Source organism: Streptomyces sp. CB01580, from assembly GCF_001905795.1.
Taxonomy (GTDB): domain Bacteria; phylum Actinomycetota; class Actinomycetes; order Streptomycetales; family Streptomycetaceae; genus Streptomyces.
The window spans coordinates 125,176-144,880 of record NZ_LIXJ01000005.1 but is presented as its reverse complement, the minus strand read 5'-3'; the positions used below and the strand labels follow the sequence as shown (position 1 = coordinate 144,880).

Sequence of the window (19,705 nt, the reverse complement as noted above, 5' to 3'; positions counted from 1 at the left end):
AGTCCAGTCTCATGACGACGATTACGACGCGTACGGTCGAGTACCCGGCCGACGGTTTGACGATGATCGGGCACCTCGCGCTCCCGGCCGGTGCCGAGCGCCGACCCGCAGTCCTGATCGGACCCGAGGGGACGGGGCTCAGCGACGTCGAGCGCCGCCGGGCCGACGCCCTCGCCGAACTGGGGTACGTGGCGCTTGCCTTCGACATCCACGGCGGGCGCTATTTGGGCGACCCCGAGGAGATGCTGGCCCGTTGCATGCCGCTGCTCGCCGACCCCGACCGGATGCGAGGCATCGGCCACGCGGCGCTCGACGTGCTCCGCGCCGAACCTCGGACCGACCCCGACCGGATCGCCGCCATCGGCTACGGCACCGGCGGCGCGATCGCGCTGGAACTCGGGCGCGACGGCGTCAACCTGCGCGCGATCGGGACCGTCAACGCACTGACCACCGGCCGACCGGACGAGGCGGCACGCATTCGCTGCCCGGTATGGGCCGGGGTCGGGTCGGAAGACCCGATCATGCCGCCCGCCCAACGGGACGCATTCACGGCCGAGATGCAGGCCGCGGGCGTCGACTGGCGCCTCGTGGTCTACGGCGGCGCCTTGCACGCCTTCCACCACCCGCCGGTCGACCACATCGTGCGCCCCGGCGTCGGATACCACCCACGGCATGCGCAGCGAGCCTGGCACGACGTCGTCGACCTGCTCGCCGAGTGCCTGCCCGTCACGGAGGATCTGGGGGCATGACCCAGGTAAGCATGCTGGCGCCGGGCCTGGTCGGCGTCGGGCACTGACATCCCCCTCCCCTCAAGTCCGCACAGCAGAACCGCATTCGGGCGGATGCTCGATCGCGGAGAAGCGTTCGCAACTGCCGCGGTAAATACCGGATTTACTGCGGCAGAGCCCCTACGGTGATCTTCGCGACCTGCGGCGGACGATTCCGGCCGCCGGGGCGCGAAGCCGCCTGTCTTCCCCGTCGCCGCGATCGACGACCCGGCGCTGCCGGAGTTGCTGGCCGAGCTGGCGGCGGCGCGGGCTGACGAGATGGACGCCGACACCGTCAACCGCGAACTATCCATCGCACGCAAGGCGATCGGCTGGTGGCAGCGCCAAGGCTGGATCGAAGGCGACCCGACGATCGGCATCGAGCGGCGGCCGGCACCGCCCGACCGCACCAAGGCTCTCGCGGAGAACCAGATCGCCGCCCTGTGGCGCCTCGACGTCGCCCTGCGGGAGAAGATGCAGCGGAAGATGTTCTACGCGACAACGCGGCGAGGTGCCGTGCCGGGCGTCGCGAGCCGGTGAACCTTTCCGGTCGCACTAGTGCCGCTCCCGGCAACGTTTGCCCCGTCGCACCGCCCGGCACGCACTCCCCCAAGGCCTTAAGGGCCAGGGGGGACCCCCTTCGGCGTTGGCCGAAAGCCCACGTAGCCCTTCCCCAAGCTCTCGACTTCGTTCGAGCAGGGGAGACCCCATCCGAGGGCTTTCGGCCGCCTTGCGATCGCACGCACCGGACGCCGCTCCTTCCGGGCAAACCTTGCCGGTCACGGCACTAGCCCGCGGGCCGCTGCCGTCCGAGCAGTGTGTCGCCCTCCGCGCTGCGCCGGTAGCGGACGACATGCCGGTCGCGTTCACGCAGCACCAGGCCGGAGCGGTGCAGCACTCCCAGGTGGTACGAGACCGTGGCGGGGGCCAGGTTGTTCCGTGTCGCCAGTTCGCCGGTGGTGCGTGCGGCGTCCAGGTCGCTCAGGAGGGCGGCCCGGCTCTGTCCGAGCAGCCGCCCCATCGCAGGGGTGCGGGGGCGGTCGAGCACGGAGCCCAGGCCGGCCGCGGGGTAGAGCAGGACGAAGTCGCCGGTGGCTTCCAGCTGCACGCCGACGTCCGAGCCGTGCGCGGTCGGTGTCAGCACCAACTCCTTGTCGGTCAGCTGGATCGTCTCCTCGTAGGCTCCCTTGCGTACGTCGAGCCGACAGCCCGACCAACCGGCGTGCGGATGCAGCGTGTCGAGGAGATGCCCGATTCCGTGTCCGGCCATCTCGCGGGAACGCGCGGCGATGTCCGCCTCCAGGACGGAGCGCATCCCGGTCCACTCGTCGGCGACGACGTCCTTCCAGAACTGCCGCATGCCGTTGGCGACCCGTCGGCCGAACTCTCCCGCCTCGAGCGCCGACCGCAGGGGCGCGGGCATCCGGCCGTTGCCGAAACGCACCGTGGCGACCTGGTGGACGGCGACCTCCTGAGACGTCGCGTCCATCATGGCCAACTGCTCGGCGAACGTATGCCCCGCAGGCCCGAAGGGCGGCTTCGGCGTGAGCAGGTCCGGCATGTAGGTGAGCCCGCCCGTCCCGTCGGGCTGGCACTGCGCGATCAGGGCGACGTCAGGGTTGCGCAGCGCCCACCGTGCCGCAGCCCCCGGATCACCGAGGAGCGGATGACGGCGCCCGGCTGCCGTGAGCCGCAGCCACATCACCACTTCGTACGCGGGAGACGGCGAGAGCCGGACCTTGCTCAGACTTCCCGCATCGAGAAGCACAGAGATCACAGCTTCGGATCGTAGGCGCGCCTGCCTCATTCGAAGGGGTTCGAATCATTAACAGGCTTGCTTTGAACGGTAGTTGTCTTGATGCAAGGCGCCCGTGAACGGCGGGCGCACGGACCGTCCGGCCGAGACCACTCGTGCCGTCCGACGAAGCAGGGGGAATTCAGTGAAGCGCTTGCAGCAACTCTCCGTGGTCCTGGCGGGTGGCGTCGCGGCACTGGCCACCACAGTGATCCCCGCGCACGCCTCCGACCAGTGGCACCAGATCCCCGACCGCACGGGCCTGCCGTACCACCAGGCGACCGGCTACATGCACGACAGGGACAATCGGGTCGAGGGATGGGGCCGCGTCGACTGGAGCGGGACCACGGTCGAGGTGCACGCCGGAGCCAAGCTGCTGGCAGGCAGCCAGGGGGAGTGCGCCGTCACGGTCATCGACTACGACGTCCAGATCAACGGCACCTGGAAGGAGGACACCCGCTCTCCCGCCATCGACTGCAGCCCCAACGGGAGCCAGGTCATCTCCCCCTACTACAGCTCGAACCACCCGGTGAAGAACCTGAGGTTCCGAACCTGCGTCGGCGACAAGGCCGGAGGGGTCAACACCTTCCTCTGCTCGCCGTGGCCCTGGTAGCGGACCGGCAGACCGGCCGGGTGGGGCGGATCCGATCACGATGTCGACGCCGGCATCGAAGACCCCTCCCGGCCGGTACGCGGATCCACACGTCCCCGGATACGGGACCACCCCGTCCGGCTTTTCGGCGCCGCGCCCATCCACCGGGGCGCGGTGCCGCAGAGCCGGGAGCAGTACCGCCCAACCCCGCCCCGCGCCTGCCACGCCATCGATCCCGTAGCCCGACCGGAACGGCACGACAGCGTGACCGATGACCGATGGGAGCGGAGCACCACGATGGACCCACTGCTCGCATTCGTCGGCTCTGTCGTGAGAGCGGTCGGTTCGCTGGCCCGGAACCTGCTCCTCCTCTTCGGCCGGCCCGTCGGTACGAAGAAGGCCGACGAGCGGGACGGGACGAAGGCCGGTTCCTGACCCGGCCCCGTATCAGGCCCCAACGCGTCCGCGGGAGCCCGCGCCGGCCTGGTCCGGTGCGGGCTCCCGAGCGTCCGCCTCACTTGGCCTCGGACGTGTCACGCACGGCCGTCCCGCGCGGGGTGCCTACCACGTGGCTCGGGGAGCGGACGGAACGTGGTCCGGGGCGTTCCGCCGCTGTCAGGGGGCCAGACGGTAGGCGCGCAGAACGGTCTGTTCCACGGTGCCGCCGTCGGCGTCGCGCGCCGTGGCCCTCAGGGAGACGAAGGAGCCGGAGCCCGGGGTGATGGTGACGCGGTGACCGGTGGCGCCGCCAGAGGTGACCGGGGCGTCCTGCCACGTCACGCCGTCGTCGAAGGAGACCTGCACGGTGAGGCGCTCGGTCCTGGGCGCCGCGGCGCCTGCCTGCCGTTCCACCCGCGCGGTCAGTGTGTGCTTGGCACGGGCGGTCCGGTTGTCGGCGTCGACGGGGGCGATGAAACGTACGACGTCCAGCGGCAGTGCCTCGGTGCGCACCGCACCGCCGGGGCCGGGTGCGACCGCCGAGGAGCGGAAGGTCCACACCGTCTTCACCGTCGTCGACAGTGACGCCCATGGCTCCTTGCGGGTGGCGTGGGCGGTCAGCCGGTAGGTGGCCGCGTCCCGGGGGACGGCGAAGGTGGCCCTGGGGGAGTCGCTGGAGCCGAGCCTCTGCCCGTCCTTCGTCAGCGTGATGTCCACGGTGTCCTCCAGCCAGTCGGGCATCGGGCCGCCGTAGTGCCCGGGGGCCGCGTCGCTGAACAACTGCGGTTCCGCGCCGATGGTGCCGTCACTGGCGCGGCCGATCGACGGCCCGCCGTTCTTGACGGGAGCCAGGCCCGGGCCGATGACGGCGGCGTTCCACCGGTCGACGCAGGTGCTGCCGGCCGTGCACGAGACGGTGCCGATCTGCGTGACGGGCAGTGGCAGGTACTCGCCGCCCTCGCCGACCTGCTGGCTGAAGTACGTCTCGCGCCGCTGGCCGCGCACGGTCATGTACTCGGTGCGTGCCGCGGGCAGCGCGAAGTCCGGTTCGACGATGCTCATCCCGCCCAGACCGGACTCGGTGGGCCAGCTGGACGTGCTGCCGGCGGTACCGGGACCCTGCGCGTAGTAGTCGTTCCTGACGGCGGCCAGATCCTCGCGGGCGAGGCGGAACGCCGGGTCGGGGAGCGAACCCGTGGTGAGCAGCAGCAGGTCGTAACGGTCGGGCAGACGTCCCTTCGGGGCCCGCGCGCCGTGCTGGATGCTGCGGACGTAGAAGCCGAGCGTGCCGCCGGAAACCCGTTCGCCCGGTATGACGTAGAGCCGTCCGGGCCTGCCGAGCAGGGCGCTCTGGTCCGCGCACATGCTGTCCCCGGGCAGGCGGTAGCAGTATCCGGCCGACAGCGAGTAGGGCTGTGCGCCGGGGTCCGGGACGGCGACGCTGATCGGCTTGCCCTGCCGGGCGTCCACCGTGAACGCGGCGTCGCCGCGTACGTCCAGCTCGGGCCGGAGGAACAAGGTCGACGTCGGTGCGGCCTCCCCGGCTCCCGGGGTGACCAGGGTGCCGCCGAGGTTGTAGCGGCCCTCCGGCACGCGGGCGGTGGCCGTGCCGCCGTCGAAGGCGAGGCCGAACGTCCGGCCGTCGGCGAGGTTCGTCAACTGTACGGAGGAGAAGCCCTGTTCGCGTGAGCCCGGCCCGAGGGGTGCGCCGTCGCGGTCGACCGCCTTCACCGTGACCTGGCGGTGGACGGCCTCCTTGGTGACCGCGAAGGCCAGTCCGGTCACGACGGTGCCGCTCCCGGCGGTCGCGGTCAGCCGTCCGCTGAAGGAGGTTCCGGCCGCCGCGGCGCCCGGGTCGATGGTGACCGTGGTCCGGGCGGTGCCCCCGGCGGGCACGGTCAGAACGGCCGGCGACGCGGTGAACAGACCCTTCGGCCCCGGCTCGTCGGCCCGGCCGGTGGTGCTGGCGGCCACCGTGAGGGAGACCTCCGCCGCGCCGGTGTTGTGGTACGTGACGGTTCGGGTGACCGGTTCGGTGGCCTCGGGGTCGGTGAAGTGCACGCCGGTGTCCTCGGCCGTCGCGAACACGCTCTGGGCGGTGGCCCGTGCCACGTCCAGGCGTCCGGCGCCCTGCTCGTACGCGCCCTGCCCGGCGGTCGGCTTCGCCGAGGAGGTCAGTGCGGCCTTGAGCTGCGGTCCCTTCCAGTCCGGGTGGGCCTGGGCGAGCAGCGCGGCGGCGCCGGAGACGTGCGGCGCGGCCATCGAGGTGCCCGACAGGGCGGTGTAGTGGTCGTCGACCGGGTTGTCGCCGTCGGTGCCTGCCGCGCGGGCCGCCACGATGCCGATGCCCGGCGCCGTCAGATCGGGCTTGACCGCGTGATCGCCCAGGCGCGGTCCCTGGCTCGACAGGTCGGCGAGCGCGTCGTCGCGTTCGACGGCGCCCACGGTCAGCGCGGCGTCGGCCGTACCGGGCGTGCCGACCGTACCGGGGCGTCCGCGGTTGCCGGCCGCCGCGACGAACAGCGTGCCGTGGTCGGCGGAGAGCTTGTCGACGGCCTGCGAGAGCGGGTCGGTCCCGTCGGTGGCGGCGCCGGACAGGCTGATGTTGACGATGGGCGCCCGCGCCGCGGCCCACTCCATGCCCTGGAGGACCCACGACTCCTGCCCGCCGCCGTTGTCGTCCAGCACCTTGCCGACCAGCAGTTCGGCGTCGGGGGCCATGCCCGGGTAGCGGCCGTCGGACGCGGTGCCGTCCCCGGCGACCGTGGAGGCCACGTGCGTGCCGTGACCGTCACCGTCGCCGACGGCGCCGCCGACGGCACTGTCGCCCCGCGTGAAGTCCGCCGATTCGGCGATCGAGCCGGAGAAGTCGGGGTGCGTCGAGTCGATGCCGGTGTCCAGCACCGCGACCTTCACGCCCTTTCCGGTCCAGCCGGACTTCCACGCCTGCGGCGCACCGACCTGGGCCGTGCTGCGATCCAGGGTGGCGCCGACCTTGCCGTCGAGCCACACCTTGGCCACGCCCGGGGCGAGGGCTGCCGCCGACCGGCGCTTCGACGCGGCGGGTCCCCACCGTTCCCAGAGCTGAGACACCCGCTTCTTGTCGGCCCGCAGCGCGGTGCCGTGCACGCTCGCCAGGGCGCGTACGGCCGCTGCCCCGGCCGGTGGCCGCGGAGCCGCCTTCCCGGCGACCGCCTCGTCGTACGTGACGATCAGCGGCAACTGCGGGCTGTGGGCGTCGTCGTACCCCTGGGCCACAAGTCCCGTGATGTCGAACAGCCGCGGGTCCAGGAATCCGGCGCGCAGCGGCGCCACCGCGTCCTGCGGCACCAGCGACACCGAACCCCCTGCGCCCTGCTGGGTGAACGCGATGTCCTCACGCCCGGGGCCCGGCCGTACGGCGACCACGGACACCGTGCCGTCGGCGCCGACCCGGGCGGTGACCTCGTCGCCCGTGATGAGCGTCGTCCTCACCACGGAGCCCGCCCCGGACTCCGCGCCGGACGCCGCGGCCGTGCGCGGCGGGGCCGCCCCGGCGGGCGGCACGGCCGCCGTACCGATCAGCAGTGCGCCCAGCACGACGGCGGCCGGCGGGCCTGCTGTACGTATGCCTCGCATACCTGTCCTCTCGATCGCGCGGCCCCGCGGGAGCGTCCGCCCGCATCACACGGGTGGACGCTCCGGACGCGGGCGCCGCCTTCTCCCATGTCTCGAGAGGAACGACGGAGCGGACGGCGCGCGGGGATGTCACGGAGCGTCAGAGAAAAATAATCCGGAGAGATCTCACGGCCCGTGACATCCCCGGGCCCGGTCCGCTCCGTCGAAGGGGACAGAGACGAACGGAGGGCACGCATTGCGTACCGGTGACCTGGAGGAATTCCGCGGCTTCGCCCAGGAGCAGCTGGTGCACCTGCGCCGCACCGCCTACCTGATGTGCGGTGACTGGCACCACGCCGAGGACATCACGCAGACAGCACTGGCGAAGCTGTACTCGGTGTGGGGGCGGCGGCGCCAGATACGGAACCTGGAGGCGTACGCCCATCGCGTACTGACCCGGGCCTGCGTCGACCACATGCGGCGGCGCTGGCGCCGCGAACAGCCCTCCTGCGTACTGCCCGACCGCGCCGAGCCCGGCACGGACCCGGCGCTGGGACTTCAGGTACGCGCCGCACTGGCCGTCCTGCCGCCGCGGCAGCGGGCGGTGGTGGTGCTGCGCTACTGGGCCGATCTGGACATCGCCGCGACCGCCGCGGCCATGGGCTGCTCCGTCGGCACGGTCAAGAGCCACACCGCGCGGGCGCTGGACCGCCTGCGCTCCCTCCTGGGGGACGACGCGGACGCCGACACGTTCGGGGCGTTCGTTCCTCCAGCCGATTCCACCCGAAGGAAGGCCGCACTGCGATGAACAACCACGACGTCAAGAACCTTCTGGAGGCCGGACTCCATGACGAGCCGCCCCTGCGAACCAGCGTGGACGAGGTGGTCGCGGCCGGACGGCGCGGTCGTGCCCGCCGCCGCGGAGCGCTGGCCGGAGCCGGTCTGACCGCAGGGGCGGCCGTGGCCGCCCTGGCACTGGTCACGCCCGCCGCGGACCCGGGCCCGACCCCGTCGGCCGCCGACCCGCTCGTCGGCCCGCTGGTACCCGCCGCGGCCGACAGCGCGGCGCCACGGAGCCTGCGGCCGGACGCCTTCGACTCGGGGACCGAGCACACGACCCGGTGGAGCAGCGAGCGGCTCGCCGACACCCTGGTCGGGCTGCTCCCGCCGGGGAAGGCAACCGTCCGGGAGGGGGACTTCCCCGGCCGGACCTACCGCGTGCGGTGGGACGGCGGCACCGGCCGCGTAGAGTTCGTCGGCGGAGCCGAATACACCGCCAAGAGCCCGAAGGTGCCGCTCTGCGCGAGCATCACGATGCCGAAGGTCGCACCGCGGTCCGGCGCACCGGCTCCGCGCGACGCCGCCCCGGCGAGCGACTGCCAGGTGGTCGAACTCGCCGATGGCGCACGGGCGGAGGCCGTGACGCTGCGGTGGGCCGGGGACGGACGGGAGTCCTGGTACGTCCGGGTGCTCCGCAAGGACGGCCGGACGGTGACCCTTCAGCAGTGGGCCGGCCGGACGGGCACGAAGGGGGCGAGCGGCACGCCGTCACAGCCGCAGCCGGACACCGCCGCGATGCTGAAGATAGCGAACGACCCCGCCTGGAAGTTCTGACCCGCGGCGTGCCCGCCCCGGCCGCCCGACGCGGACCGGGGCCGGGCGGGACTCGCGGCCGGTGTCCGCTCATCACTCCGAGCACGGCCACCTCCGCGTCCCGGCCCGCCCACGGCTGTCGGCCCGGCCTCGCAGGCGGGGCCGCTACCCCGGGAACGGGGCGACCGCCCGTCCGCCGGCCAGCGCGTTCAGCCGTCCGGCCGCGTCGTCGTCGAGGTAGAAGAGCGTCATGGCCTGGCCGTTGGGCCGGACATGGAAGCGCCGGCCCCCGTGTTCCAGTTCGTCCATGAGGTAGCCGACCACCATCAGGTCGGCCCAGTCGTCCCTGACCTCGATGGGCCAGTTGACCCGCCGGTCGTCGGCCGTGTACTCGATCCACGCCTCCTCCGCGCCGAGGTCGACATGGTCCCGCAGGTCGGAGAGGGCGTCCGGCCGGCCGGCTATCCGGCACAGTTGTCGGGCGATCGCCACGTACGAGCCCCGGCCGCGCACGCACTCGGTGTCGAAGTGCCACGCCCGGTCGCAGAACCACCGCCCCCACGGTTCGGCCTCGACCTCGCAGCCCAGCGCGAACAGCACCAGGTCGAACGGCTTGCGCTCGTACTCCTCCCGCGGCCACGAGTACAGCAACTCGTCCACGGTCAGGTCGGCCGCGAGCGGCAGCCCCAGTTCCGCCAGTCTGTCCAGCTGTTCTTCAAGACGCATGGCCGGGATCGTAACCGCCCCCTCGGACAACGCCCCGAACGCCGGGGGACCGGCCGCGCACCCGTGCTCAGTATGTTGGTCCCATGACCGATTCCGTACCGCCCGGCGGCGTTGCTCCTGATGTGGACGAACTGGATGCTCGGTGGGCGGATGCCTGGCGGCCGGAGCAGGTCGCTGAGCGGTTGGGCGGGGTGGCTACGCCTTGGTGCGTCGTGGCGGGGTGGGCGCTGGATCTGTTCCGCGGGGAGCAGTCCCGGCCCCACGGTGATCTGGAGATCGCGGTGCCCGAGGCGGGGTTCGCGGAGGTTCGGGACCGCTTTCCCGAGCACGTGTTCGACGCGGTGGGCTCGGGACGGGTCTGGGCGGGAGCAGGGGCCGAGGCGCTCGCGGCCACGCACCAGACCTGGCTGCGGGATCCGGCGAGTGGTCAGTTCCTGTTCGATGTCTTCCGCGAGCCGCACGAGGGCGGGACATGGATCTGCCGGCGGGACGAGAGCCTGCGGCTGCCGTACGACGCGATCATCGAGCGGTCCGCGGACGGCATCCCCTACCTGGTACCGGAGCTGGTGCTGCTGTTCAAAGCGAAGGAGGCACGGCCCAAGGACCATGAGGACTTCGACGGCGTCCTGCCGCTGCTGAATCGGGCGCGGCGCGACGTTCTCGGCGGGTGGCTGACGCGCGTGCATCCCGGACATCCCTGGCTGGCGGAACTGGCGAGGCGGTGACGCGTGACCGGAGCGCCGTTCGCCGCGAAGCCGTCGCCCTCGTCGCCGCCATCGACGAACGAGGGTGAACGGCCGCGCCGTCGGCAGGTGAGCCGTCTTGGGGCGAAGCGTTCCGCTGCCGGCCAAAGCCGTCCCGGGCTTGACGACGTAGTCGTCGGCGCCGGCCTCGAGACCGCCGATCACGTCGAGTGCGTCGCTCCGGGCGGACATCATCAGGACGGGGGTCTGGCTGGTCTCGCGGACCCGGTGGCACAGGCTGATCCCGTCGAGGTGCGGGAGCATGACGTCCAGCAGGAGCAGGTCGTGCGTTCCCTCGCGGAACATCTCCAGGCCGGTCAGCCCGTCGGCGGCGGCCGAGGTCCGGTAGCCGTACCGTTCCAGGGCCAGCCCGACGGATCTGCGGATGGCCTCGTCGTCCTCGACGAGGAGGATGTGCACACTCACTGCGGGATTGCCTTCCTGGTGGTCCGGCCGTCTGCCGGACCGCTGTCGCAGAGCGATCGTAGCCGCCGTCGTCAGGGCGTTCACAGGCGCAGGGAGGCGGCGACCGGGAGGTGGTCGCTGCCGGTGCGCGGCAGGGTCGAGGACGCCGTCGGGGTGGCGCCCCTCACGAGGATCTGGTCGATCCGGGCCACCGGGAAGGCGGCCGGCCAGGTGAGGCCGAACCCCTGTCCCGCTGTCCGCTGCGCGGAACGCAGCTCTCCGGTCAGGGGACGCAGCGATGTGTCGTCAGGTGTGCCGTTGAAGTCACCGGCCACGACGACACGGGGCAGCGGTTCGGCCCGTACCGCCTCGGCGAGCTTCGCGGCCGCCTCGTTGCGGCGTTCCGTGGCGAAGCCTCCCGCGAGGCTCACGCGCACGGAAGCGAGATGGGCGACGTACACGGCGAGCGGTCCCTTCGGAGTGGCGACGGTGGCCCGCAGCGCGCGGGTCCACGGCATGATCGCGACGGGCTCCGGGTCCCGCAGCGGGTAGGTGCTCCACAGCCCGACCGTGCCGCGCACCGCGTGGTACGGGTACGTGTCGGCCAGCGCCTTCTCGTACGAGGGGGCGGTCCGGGACGTCAGTTCCTGCAGCGCCAGCAGCTCGGCGCCGGACGCGGCGAGGGCGCGGGCGGTCCCGCGCGGGTCGGGGTTCGCATCGTGGACGTTCTGGCTGACCATGGTCATGTCCCCGCCGTCGGCACGTTTGTCGGTGAGCAGTCCGCCGAACAGAAAGCACCACGTGACAGCGGGAACCAGGGCGGCGACGGCGGCGGCCGGTGCGCGCCGGACGGCGGCCAGGACGAGCAGGAGGGGCACGCTCAGGCCGAGCCAGGGCAGGAAGGTCTGCAGCAGGTTCACGAGGTTGCCGGGCCCGGACGGAAGCCGGGCGGCGGCGAACATGACGATTCCCGTCACCACGGCCGCCGCCGCGGTCCGGCGTCCGCGCCGCGCCGCGGTCCCGCCACCTTTCCCGTTCCGGCGTTCGTGCCCGGTCCCGGTGGTCGTACGCGTGAGGATCGTGGTCATGCCCGCACCTGCCCCCGGCTGTCGAGCACCGCGGGCAGGGCATCGCGCACGGCCTCGATCAGCGCACCGCTCCGGTCGAGGGCGGCCCGCAGGCCCGCCTCGGGCGTGGTGTCGACCCGCTGTCCGAGGACGACACCGAGCACCAGGCGTCGCTTCGTACCGGATCCCGCCTCGGCGGCCCACATCAAAGCGCCCCCGGCGGGCGAGCTGGACCCGGTCTTGAGCCCGATCACACCGGGTCTGTCCAGCAGCCGATTGGTGTTGACGACCGTGCCCGACACTCCCGGAACGGTCGTCCTGCGCAGCGCGACCACGGTCCGCAGCACCGGGATCCCCATGGCCTGCCGGGCCAGCACGAGCTGGTCCTCGGCCGTGCTGACGGTGGTGGGTTCGATCCCGCTCGCCCCGGTGTACGTGGTCCGCGTCATCCCGAGGTCCCGGGCGGCGTCGTTCATCTTGGCGACGAACGCCTCCTGACTGCCCGCGTCCCAACGGGCCAGCAGCCTCGCCACGTTGTTGCCGGAAGGGAGCAACAACAGCTCCAGGAGCTGGCGTTGCGTCAGCGATTGTCCTTCGCGCAGGGGCACGGTGGACTCGCTGAGGGAGAAGGCCTCCTGCGCAGCCCGCTCGTCGACCGTGATCAACGGCCCCGGCTCCCCGTCCCCGAGCGGGTGCTCCTTGAGGACGACGTACGCGGTCATCACCTTGGTCAGACTCGCGATCGGAACCGGCCGCCGCCCGCCCTTGCTCCCCAGGCTGCCCAGACCCTCCACCAGGATGCTCGTCTGGCCCTCCCCGGGCCACGGCAGCGAAAGACCGAGCAGGCCCATGGCCGACGAGGACGCGGACACCGGGCCGCCCTCGTCGGCGCGGCTCCCGGCGAAACAGCCGCCGGCCCCGACGGCGATCAGCACCGCGGCCGCCACGCACACCCCGCCGACCCGGGGCCGGTTCCGGCGCGCCCCATCGGGCCCGGCGCCGCGTATCTCTTGTGCACCCGTCTCTTGCGCACTCACCAGCAACCACCTCTCCAGGACATGTGCGCGACAGGCCGCGCACACCCCCTCACCTTCGGCGGGGAGCGCATCCGGGCGGTTGTGGCCGTACATCGGGCGGCGCGCGGAATTGTGTCGGTCCTGTAACCAGGGCTCCTTTCCCGTCATTGCACGGGGGCGAAGAAGTGCGGGCAGGCGGAACCGACGCCGCGACCGTGCTGCATGTGTCCGGCGCGGAAGGCGAACTCGCGGACGACGCTCGCGTCCGATCGCCGCCAGGTGGGCAGGTCGGCCGGCATCGCGTCGTCTCCTGGTCGGCTCTGCGCCCTGAACGGGGCGGTGGCCGCCCGGCGCGCGGTGGAGGGCGCCGGGGCGGGCCGGATCGCCGTGTACGGCGGCCCGTCAGCCGAGCGGGGCCGTTGTGTCGCGCAGGGCGGCGAGCGCGGGCGCGTACATGCGGGCCTTGATGGTGCCGAGGGTGTCGTCGGCCTTGTTCGCGTCGGCTCCCTCACGGTGGGGTCGGACGAGGTGGTGGACTGATCACGGCCCGGGGACGGGCTCGGGCCGGTTTCGCAGTGCGTGGATCAAGAGGTCGTGGATCTCGGCGGCGGCCGCCTCCAGTGCGGCGGTGCTCTGTTCGGCGCGGCACATGATCACTGCGCCCTCGACCGCGGCGATGACGAAGGCGGCGAGCCGCTTTCCTCGCTGCTCGGGCAGGCCGTGCCGGACGAACAGGGCCGCCAGCGCCTCCTGCCAGCGGGCGAACACCGCAGCTGCGGAGCGGGCCAGGTGCGGGGCTTCGTCGTTGGTCTCCACGGCCACTGCCACGATCGGGCATCCGGCCCGGAAATCGCTCTCCACCAGCCGCTCGCGCCACAGCCCGAAGAACGCGTCGACCGCCTCCACGGGGTCATCGGCCTGCGTGGCCGCGTCGATCAGGCCGGAGACGAAGGCACCGGCGAGCGACACCGCCTCGTCGATCAACTGCGCCCGCCCGCCGGGGAAGTGGTGGTAGACCGAGCCCCGAGGGGCGCCGCTGTGTGCCAGCACCCGGTCGATACTCGTCGCGCCTGCGCCGTACTCCCGCAGCAACTCCGCAGCACTGAGGACCATCCGCTCACGGTTGTCGCTCTTGCGCGGGCTCATGGGACCACCGGCCCTGCGGGTGCGCGGCGCACGGCCGCCCGGCTTCCGACAGCACGATGGGCCATACCGAGAACCGCCTCCCCCAACTCCGGTACGAGACGCCCCTGGAGGGGCTACTGGACAGTAAGTCAGGGTGTATGGCATAGAACATGCAAGGGGTTGCGGACCGTTGATCGTCCCGCTGCGCGAGCACGGCATCCGACCGGGCGAGCGGGTGCGTCGCGCCTTTTGAGCGCTCCCCTTCTCGTCGCCGACATCGCCCCGGGAGTCCCGGCAGCGCGGCGGACCGGATCTACGCCAGGGAATAGAGCCGAGGGCCGCCACGGTCCCGGTGTCGATGGACGCGGAGCTCGACCTTGAGCGGGGCATGGAGCGGCCCGGTGTTGTTGTGGTGCGATGTCTGACTTCCGCCAGCGCGAGCGGCGGCGGTTCTGAAAGCTCGGTGTGTGAACCTTTCAACCGACCTGATATCGGCGGTGAGCGCTGACATGCTCGTCGCGCTCGTCGTCTTCCTGTTCCCGCTCGCGTACAGTCCGGGCCCCGGAAACGCGTTCTTCGCGGCGATCGGCGCATCGCACGGGCTGCGCGCCGCCGTTCCGGCGCTCGCCGGGTACCACGTCGCGACGTTCGCTGTGACCACGGTGATCGGGATCGGGATGGGGGTCACCGTCCTGGAGCATCCCGTGCTCGCGAAGGTGCTCAGCGCGGTCGGGAGCCTCTACGTGCTGTGGTTGGCGGTGGCGTTCATTCGTGCCGCCCGGTCGAAGGGAGGGGAGGCGGCGGATGCCGCACCCGTCGGGAAGCAGCGGATCGGGTTCTGGGCCGGTGCGATCGTCCTGCTGCTGAACCCCAAGGCGTACTACATCATCGCGATGATGTGCGCGCAGTTCCTCACGCCGTCCGCCGACGAGGGCGTCACCGCGGTGCTGGTGATCACGGCCGTCTTCACCGTGAACAACCTCGTTGCCTTCATCGTCTGGGCACTTGGCGGCCGAGCGCTCACCGCACTGTTCCGCAGTGAGCGGTCGAAGAGATGCATCGATTACCTGTTCGCCTCCACCTTGATCGGAGTTGCCGTCTGGATGGCGGCACCGCTGGTCGCCTGATCGGAAACACATGACTCACTGTGCGTGCGTACGGCACCGGCTGTCCGCCGCCGGTGCGGCTGACGCCTTCGCGGACGAGCAGGGGACTCCCAGCCTGCGCCATCACCTCGACGACCTCGGCCACGGCATCCGCGGCGATGTCGGATGGGGCCTGCGTTCCCCGCCACCTCAGCGTTCCCCGCCACCTCAGCCTGAGCGACGCCGCATCGGACCCGGGGCGCGCAGCACCCCCCGAACAGATCCCTGGGCCGACCGGTCGCTGAGGGGCGGTCGCGACCTCGTGATCAACAACCGGCAGGAACGCGTGTCAACCTCCCGGCCGAGTGCAGCCGGACCGGGCCCGGCGGAGTGAGGAGCGGCGGGGGTGGAGGACCGCCGGGACGGTCAGGGCGCCGAGGGGCGGCGGCGGGGCGGTGGAAGACAGGCGGGAGACCAGGGCCGTCACCGCGGTCTCGGCGATCGTCGCGGGGTGCAGAGTCACGGTGCTCACCGGTGGATCGCTCTCGGCGTAGGCCCGGTCCTCGCTGGCGCAGACGAGGAGGAGGTCGTCGGGGATCCGCAGGCCGTGGCGAGCCGCTGCGGCCAGGACCTGGCGACCGCCGGGATCGTAGACCGTGTAGACCGCGTCGCAGGCGCGGGCGGCGAAGACGGCGTCGAAGCCGTGGCCCGAGGTGTCGTACGGGTCGAAGGTGAGGACCAGCGGAGTCCGGGCGTTTTCGTGGCACCACTGCTGGTAGGAGCGGGTCACGGTCCGGGTGTAGTGCTCGTCGCCGTATCCGGCGTGCAGGGCGATCCGTCGGGCGCCCGAGGCGGTCAGGTGGCCGAGGACCTCGCGGGTGGTGGCGATGTGGTCGTTGTCGACCCAGATGTCCCCGGGCCTCGGATCGACGGGTCGGCCGTCGAAGACGAGCGGGATGCCCCGGGCGCGCAGCGCACGCAGTACCGGGTCGTCCGTGGGGCTGTCGAGGAGCAGCATGCCGTCCACGGTGAGGGTGTGCCAGGGCGTCTCGGCCCCGCAGGTGGCGGGGAGGATGGTCAGGGCGTAGCCGTGGGCGTGCGCGGTGGCCGTGGCAACAGTGAGGAGTTGGGCGAAGTACGGGACATCGAGGAAGTTCCAGGCCGATCCGGCATAGGTGGTGACGGCCACGCCCAGGGTTTTCTCGGCCCGCGGGGCTCGCTGTGCGCCGTAGCCGAGCGCGATGGCCACCTCGCGGACCCGGCGGCGCGTGGAGTCGGCGAGCCGGCCTGTTCCGTTGAGAGCGTGCGAGACGGTGGCGGTGGAGACCTCTGCGGCGCGTGCCACATCTGCGAGAGTGGGCCCTGACATGGCGTCATCCTACGGATTCAGTCGTTCCGAACGGGTTCTGGTTACGGCGTTAATCAAAGAGGGTCCGGCCACAGCGAATGCAGCCCAACCCTTGGAGTGGCCATGACTTCTTCTCTCGCCCGGCGGACCGTGCTTGCCGCGGGTGCGGCCGGACTGGTGGGTGCGGCGGCCGGCCCCGCGGCCGCCGCCCAGCGGAGCGCCGCCGCCCTGATCGTCCACAACGCACAGGTGTTCACCGGACTTCCCGGTGCCCGCCCCGTCGAGGCCGTGGCCGTCGGGCACGACGGCCGGATTCTCGCCACCGGCCGGGGCCGCGACCTGCGCCGCCTCGCCGGACGTGGCACCGAGATCGTCGACGCGCGCGGGGCGACCGTGATGAGCGGCATCCACGACGGCCATGTGCATCCCCTCTCCGCGGGCGACCGCTCACTGCGCCCCTCCCTGGAGGGTGCCGAGACGACCGCCGAGGAACTCGTGGCGATCCTCACCGGATTTCTCCAGGACACGCCGGGCCAGGAACCCGAGGGCTGGCTGGTGGTCTCGGACTGGAACCCGATCGGTCTGCTGCCGCACGGCACCCTCCCTCACCACTCGCTGCTCGACGCCCTTCCCACGCGCCGCCCGGTCGCGCTCATCGGGGGCGACGGCCACAACATCTGGGTCAACGCCCGTGCCCTGGAGATCGCCGGAATCACGGCGGCGACCCCCGATCCTGTGGGCGGAAAGATCGTGAAGGGGCCGGACGGGCAGCCCAGCGGAGTGCTCAAGGACGACGCCCAGCCGCTGGTGACCCGTCACATTCCGGAGCCCGGCAAGGCCGAACTGGTCGCCGCCTGCGCCCGGGTCCTCGCCCAGGCAGCGGCTTGCGGCGTGACGACCATGATGGACGCGCTGGTCGGGCAGAGCGAGCTGGCGCTCTATCAGGCCCTGGCGGACGCGGGGTCGTTGCCGCAGCGGATCGTCCCCGCGATCAGGATCGACGCAGACCTGGTGAAGGATCCGAAAGCCGCCCTTGCCCATGCGCGCGGGCTGCGGCACTCCTTCCGTGACGTACCCGGGCTGCGGTTCGGGACGATCAAGGTGTTCCTCGACGGGGTGATCGAGTACCCGGCGCAGACGGCGGCGCTTTTGGAACCCTATCTGGACGGTTCCGGACACCCGACCGACAACCGCGGTGAGCTGTACGCCACCGGACAGGAATACGGGCGGCTGACCGAGGTCTTCAACCGGGCCGGCTGGCAGATGCACGCTCATGGGCTCGGCGATCGCGCGGTGCGTACGGCGCTCGACGGGTACGCGTACGCCCGGCGCACGACCGGGCTGCGTGGTGCCCGGAACACCATCGCTCACCTCCAGTTGGTGGACCCGGCGGATCTGAGGCGGTTCGCCGCGCTGGACGTCGTGGCCTGCATGCAGCTCCAGTGGGCCGCACAGGACACGTGGACGATGGAGGCGCTGCTGCCGTACATCGGGCCCGAGCGGCACCGATGGATGTACCCCGCCCGCTCCCTGGAGCGGCACGGGGCCCGGCTCTCGGGCGGTTCGGACTGGCCGGTGGACCCGCTCCAGACGTGGAACCAGATCCGTACGGCGATCGACCGCACGGGCGCGGAGGGCGAGGGGCCGCTCCACCGGGAGCTGGAGGGGCTGAGCCGTACGTCGACGCTGCGGATGCACACGCACGGCACGGCATGGCAGCTGCGCATGGACCGGCTCACGGGAACCGTCCGCCCCGGGCTGGCGGCGGACCTGATCGTTCTCGACCGCGATGTGACGAAATGCCCTGTGGCCGACATCAGCGACACCCGTGTGGAGCTGACCCTGGTGGGCGGCCGGGTCGTCCACGACGCGCACTCGTCGGCGGGACGGGCCGCGGCCGCGCGACTCGACCGGGCCACCACCGCTCCGCGCCCGTCGGCGAGCGCGGCGGTGCACGGCGGACGGCACCGGGCCTGCGGCCATGAAGACGACCGACCGTAGCGGTCCGACTCCGCATTTCTGACCGAACGTGCCGGTGGGGCGGCACGGCCCCTTGCGTACCGCCCCACCGGATGGCCTGAGCGTTTTGGACCGCGGCCCTGGCCGTCGCGGAGTCCGGTGACCGGCTGCTCCACGCCTGGGTGCTCGTCCGTCGTGGAAGGGGACCGCCTGGGGCAGCTCGTGCCGTCTCAGCGCCAGCGCTCGTGACGGATGTCCGCGGAGGCGCCGGTGAGCTTCGCGATCGAGCGACGGGCGGCGTTGACGGTGACGGTCCGGCGGGCGACACGGGCGAGCGGGAGGTCGCTGGCCGAGTCGGTGTACAGGACCGCTTCCTCGGGGGCGAACCCCAGCGCTCGGACGGCATCGACCTTTGCTTCGCCCACGTTGTGCGCGACGAGTCGAGGCCCTCGTGGGGTGAAGTCGAGCCGGGAAGCGGCCAAGGGGATGCCGTGCAAGCCGACACCGTCCAGAAACGCACGCGCGAGGTTCTCCTCCGAGGCTGTCGCCACGACTGTCGGACCCTCGTCGAGGGCGCGCAGGCACCTGGTCACGGCCTGCCCGACCGCTGTCCGGGCCGCCATGGTCCGGCCCGTCGCGGCGGCCAGCTCCTCGTACTGGCCGCGGGTCATTCCGCGCAGCGCCAAGGCTACGATCGCCCGGTTCATCGCGGGCCTCAGCGTGCCGTCCGGTGGTGCGGCCGAGGCGAGCAGGAACGGTGGGAGCGCAGCGGCGAACCGGAGAGGACGAGCTGCCAGACGGGATCTGACCAGTGACGACAATGTGTCGTCGCTGGTCAGGACGCCGTCGAGGTCGAAGATCGAGGTGATGTTCTCGGTCGGGTTCACTGTGGGAGGGTGTCGGCTTTCGTCTCGACGAGAGGGTCTGCGGCAGCGAGCACGCCCACCTCGACGACCGCCGTATCAGGGAGGACGTCGCGGAAGCCAACGCCGTGGACGGCGCTCATCGGGTCTAAGCCGGCGTCGATGCGGCCGAGGATCTCGCGCGCCCGCGCTGCTGCCTCGGCATATTCGGCGGCCCCGTCGGCGGCCCCGGCCGTCATGTCGGCGGCGAAGACCTGGTTCCCGACGCGGGCGGCCCGGGAGCACCCGAGCACAGGCTCGCGGGGGGACCCCGAGAGATGTTCCCGCGCCGGGACAGGGGGTCCCTCGGTTCCGGTGGAGAGCTGGAGCCGTCCCTCACTCCCGCGCGGGGCGGCTGCAGTGGTTCGTCCGGTAATAGAAGGCCGGTTGCGGCGTCTCGATCTTGTCATGACGCGTCGCCGCTCCGATGCCCGAACATGTGGAAAGTTGACTGTTTCTGTCTGCGATTGTGAACGCGGTGGCAGGAGGGAGTCAAGAGGAGGTCCAGGTGGGAGGCGTCGGTGGATCGTCTGCACGGCCGCGGCGG

19 protein-coding genes and 1 pseudogene are annotated in these 19,705 nt (G+C 72.0%); 10 read left to right on the top strand and 10 right to left on the bottom strand.

Annotation, left to right across the window (positions count from 1 at the left end; all coding sequences use genetic code 11):
• Positions 1-11: 11 nt before the first annotated feature.
• Both AMK22_RS10860 and AMK22_RS10855 read left to right on the top strand, forming a co-directional pair.
• On the top strand, positions 12-749 hold the full coding sequence (locus AMK22_RS10860) for a dienelactone hydrolase family protein (protein WP_073783828.1): 738 nt from the start codon (positions 12-14) through the stop codon (positions 747-749).
• A 261-nt stretch (positions 750-1,010) separates the two neighbouring features.
• Positions 1,011-1,307, top strand: a complete 297-nt coding sequence (locus AMK22_RS10855; protein WP_242433917.1) for a hypothetical protein — start codon at positions 1,011-1,013, stop codon at positions 1,305-1,307.
• Positions 1,308-1,554: 247 nt separating this feature from the next.
• Here the strand turns inward: AMK22_RS10855 and AMK22_RS10850 are convergent, their stop codons facing one another.
• Entirely contained in the window at positions 1,555-2,544 is a 990-nt protein-coding gene (locus AMK22_RS10850; RefSeq protein WP_143203544.1) for an ArsR/SmtB family transcription factor, read from the bottom strand.
• 172 nt (positions 2,545-2,716) lie between these two features.
• Here AMK22_RS10850 and AMK22_RS10845 point away from each other — a divergent pair, with 172 nt between their 5' ends.
• Positions 2,717-3,175: a hypothetical protein gene (locus AMK22_RS10845; protein WP_143203543.1), complete on the top strand. Its 459-nt coding sequence runs from the start codon at positions 2,717-2,719 to the stop codon at positions 3,173-3,175.
• 276 nt (positions 3,176-3,451) lie between these two features.
• Positions 3,452-3,589, top strand: a complete 138-nt coding sequence (locus AMK22_RS39465) for a hypothetical protein (RefSeq protein ID WP_158072040.1) — start codon at positions 3,452-3,454, stop codon at positions 3,587-3,589.
• A gap of 180 nt (positions 3,590-3,769) precedes the next feature.
• Here AMK22_RS39465 and AMK22_RS10840 read toward each other — a convergent pair whose 3' ends face one another.
• A complete protein-coding gene (locus tag AMK22_RS10840) occupies positions 3,770-7,210 on the bottom strand; it encodes a S8 family serine peptidase (RefSeq protein WP_073783823.1) in 3,441 nt (1,146 codons plus the stop codon).
• 235 nt (positions 7,211-7,445) lie between these two features.
• On the opposite strand from AMK22_RS10840, the gene AMK22_RS10835 reads away from it, so the two are divergent.
• Both AMK22_RS10835 and AMK22_RS10830 read left to right on the top strand, forming a co-directional pair.
• Positions 7,446-7,997, top strand: a complete 552-nt coding sequence (locus AMK22_RS10835; RefSeq protein WP_073783821.1) for a SigE family RNA polymerase sigma factor — start codon at positions 7,446-7,448, stop codon at positions 7,995-7,997.
• The gene (locus tag AMK22_RS10830) at positions 7,994-8,803 is read left to right on the top strand and encodes a hypothetical protein (RefSeq protein WP_073783819.1); all 810 of its coding nucleotides are present in this window, start codon (positions 7,994-7,996) and stop codon (positions 8,801-8,803) included. Before AMK22_RS10835 ends, AMK22_RS10830 begins: the two co-directional genes overlap by 4 nt.
• 144 nt (positions 8,804-8,947) lie before the next feature.
• On the opposite strand, the gene AMK22_RS10825 is transcribed toward AMK22_RS10830, so the two are convergent.
• Positions 8,948-9,508: a hypothetical protein gene (locus AMK22_RS10825; protein WP_073783817.1), complete on the bottom strand. Its 561-nt coding sequence runs from the start codon at positions 9,506-9,508 to the stop codon at positions 8,948-8,950.
• 83 nt (positions 9,509-9,591) lie between these two features.
• Between AMK22_RS10825 and AMK22_RS10820 the strand changes: the two genes are divergently transcribed.
• On the top strand, positions 9,592-10,233 hold the full coding sequence (locus AMK22_RS10820; protein ID WP_073783815.1) for a nucleotidyltransferase domain-containing protein: 642 nt from the start codon (positions 9,592-9,594) through the stop codon (positions 10,231-10,233).
• A 135-nt stretch (positions 10,234-10,368) separates the two neighbouring features.
• Here the strand turns inward: AMK22_RS10820 and AMK22_RS10815 are convergent.
• From AMK22_RS10815 to AMK22_RS10805, 3 genes and pseudogenes are all read right to left on the bottom strand, one after another.
• Positions 10,369-10,728, bottom strand: a pseudogene (locus AMK22_RS10815) (response regulator); the annotation flags it as partial.
• A 29-nt stretch (positions 10,729-10,757) separates the two neighbouring features.
• Positions 10,758-11,744 carry an endonuclease/exonuclease/phosphatase family protein gene (locus AMK22_RS10810; RefSeq protein WP_079186054.1) on the bottom strand — a complete coding sequence of 329 codons (987 nt, stop codon included), beginning with the start codon at positions 11,742-11,744 and terminating at the stop codon, positions 10,758-10,760.
• Positions 11,741-12,763 carry a D-alanyl-D-alanine carboxypeptidase family protein gene (locus AMK22_RS10805; RefSeq protein WP_443333287.1) on the bottom strand — a complete coding sequence of 341 codons (1,023 nt, stop codon included), beginning with the start codon at positions 12,761-12,763 and terminating at the stop codon, positions 11,741-11,743. Before AMK22_RS10805 ends, AMK22_RS10810 begins: the two co-directional genes overlap by 4 nt.
• 255 nt (positions 12,764-13,018) lie before the next feature.
• On the opposite strand from AMK22_RS10805, the gene AMK22_RS40000 reads away from it, so the two are divergent.
• Entirely contained in the window at positions 13,019-13,279 is a 261-nt protein-coding gene (locus AMK22_RS40000; protein WP_199883184.1) for a hypothetical protein, read from the top strand.
• On the opposite strand, the gene AMK22_RS10795 is transcribed toward AMK22_RS40000, so the two are convergent.
• The gene (locus tag AMK22_RS10795) at positions 13,280-13,885 is read right to left on the bottom strand and encodes a TetR/AcrR family transcriptional regulator (protein ID WP_242433915.1); all 606 of its coding nucleotides are present in this window, start codon (positions 13,883-13,885) and stop codon (positions 13,280-13,282) included.
• Between the two features lie 446 nt (positions 13,886-14,331).
• Here AMK22_RS10795 and AMK22_RS10790 point away from each other — a divergent pair, with 446 nt between their 5' ends.
• On the top strand, positions 14,332-14,991 hold the full coding sequence (locus AMK22_RS10790; protein ID WP_242433914.1) for a LysE family translocator: 660 nt from the start codon (positions 14,332-14,334) through the stop codon (positions 14,989-14,991).
• Between the two features lie 307 nt (positions 14,992-15,298).
• Here the strand turns inward: AMK22_RS10790 and AMK22_RS10785 are convergent, their stop codons facing one another.
• Complete coding sequence (locus tag AMK22_RS10785; protein ID WP_079186051.1) at positions 15,299-16,318, bottom strand: LacI family DNA-binding transcriptional regulator; 1,020 nt, start codon at positions 16,316-16,318, stop codon at positions 15,299-15,301.
• Between the two features lie 102 nt (positions 16,319-16,420).
• Between AMK22_RS10785 and AMK22_RS10780 the strand changes: the two genes are divergently transcribed.
• Complete coding sequence (locus AMK22_RS10780) at positions 16,421-18,298, top strand: amidohydrolase (protein ID WP_073783807.1); 1,878 nt, start codon at positions 16,421-16,423, stop codon at positions 18,296-18,298.
• Positions 18,299-18,486: 188 nt separating this feature from the next.
• Here AMK22_RS10780 and AMK22_RS10775 read toward each other — a convergent pair whose 3' ends face one another.
• On the bottom strand, positions 18,487-19,143 hold the full coding sequence (locus tag AMK22_RS10775; RefSeq protein WP_073783805.1) for an HAD family hydrolase: 657 nt from the start codon (positions 19,141-19,143) through the stop codon (positions 18,487-18,489).
• Positions 19,140-19,358 (bottom strand): hypothetical protein, encoded by a 219-nt coding sequence (locus AMK22_RS10770; RefSeq protein WP_143203542.1) that lies wholly within the window; start codon positions 19,356-19,358, stop codon positions 19,140-19,142. The genes AMK22_RS10775 and AMK22_RS10770 overlap by 4 nt, the downstream gene beginning before the upstream one ends.
• Positions 19,359-19,705 lie beyond the last annotated feature (347 nt).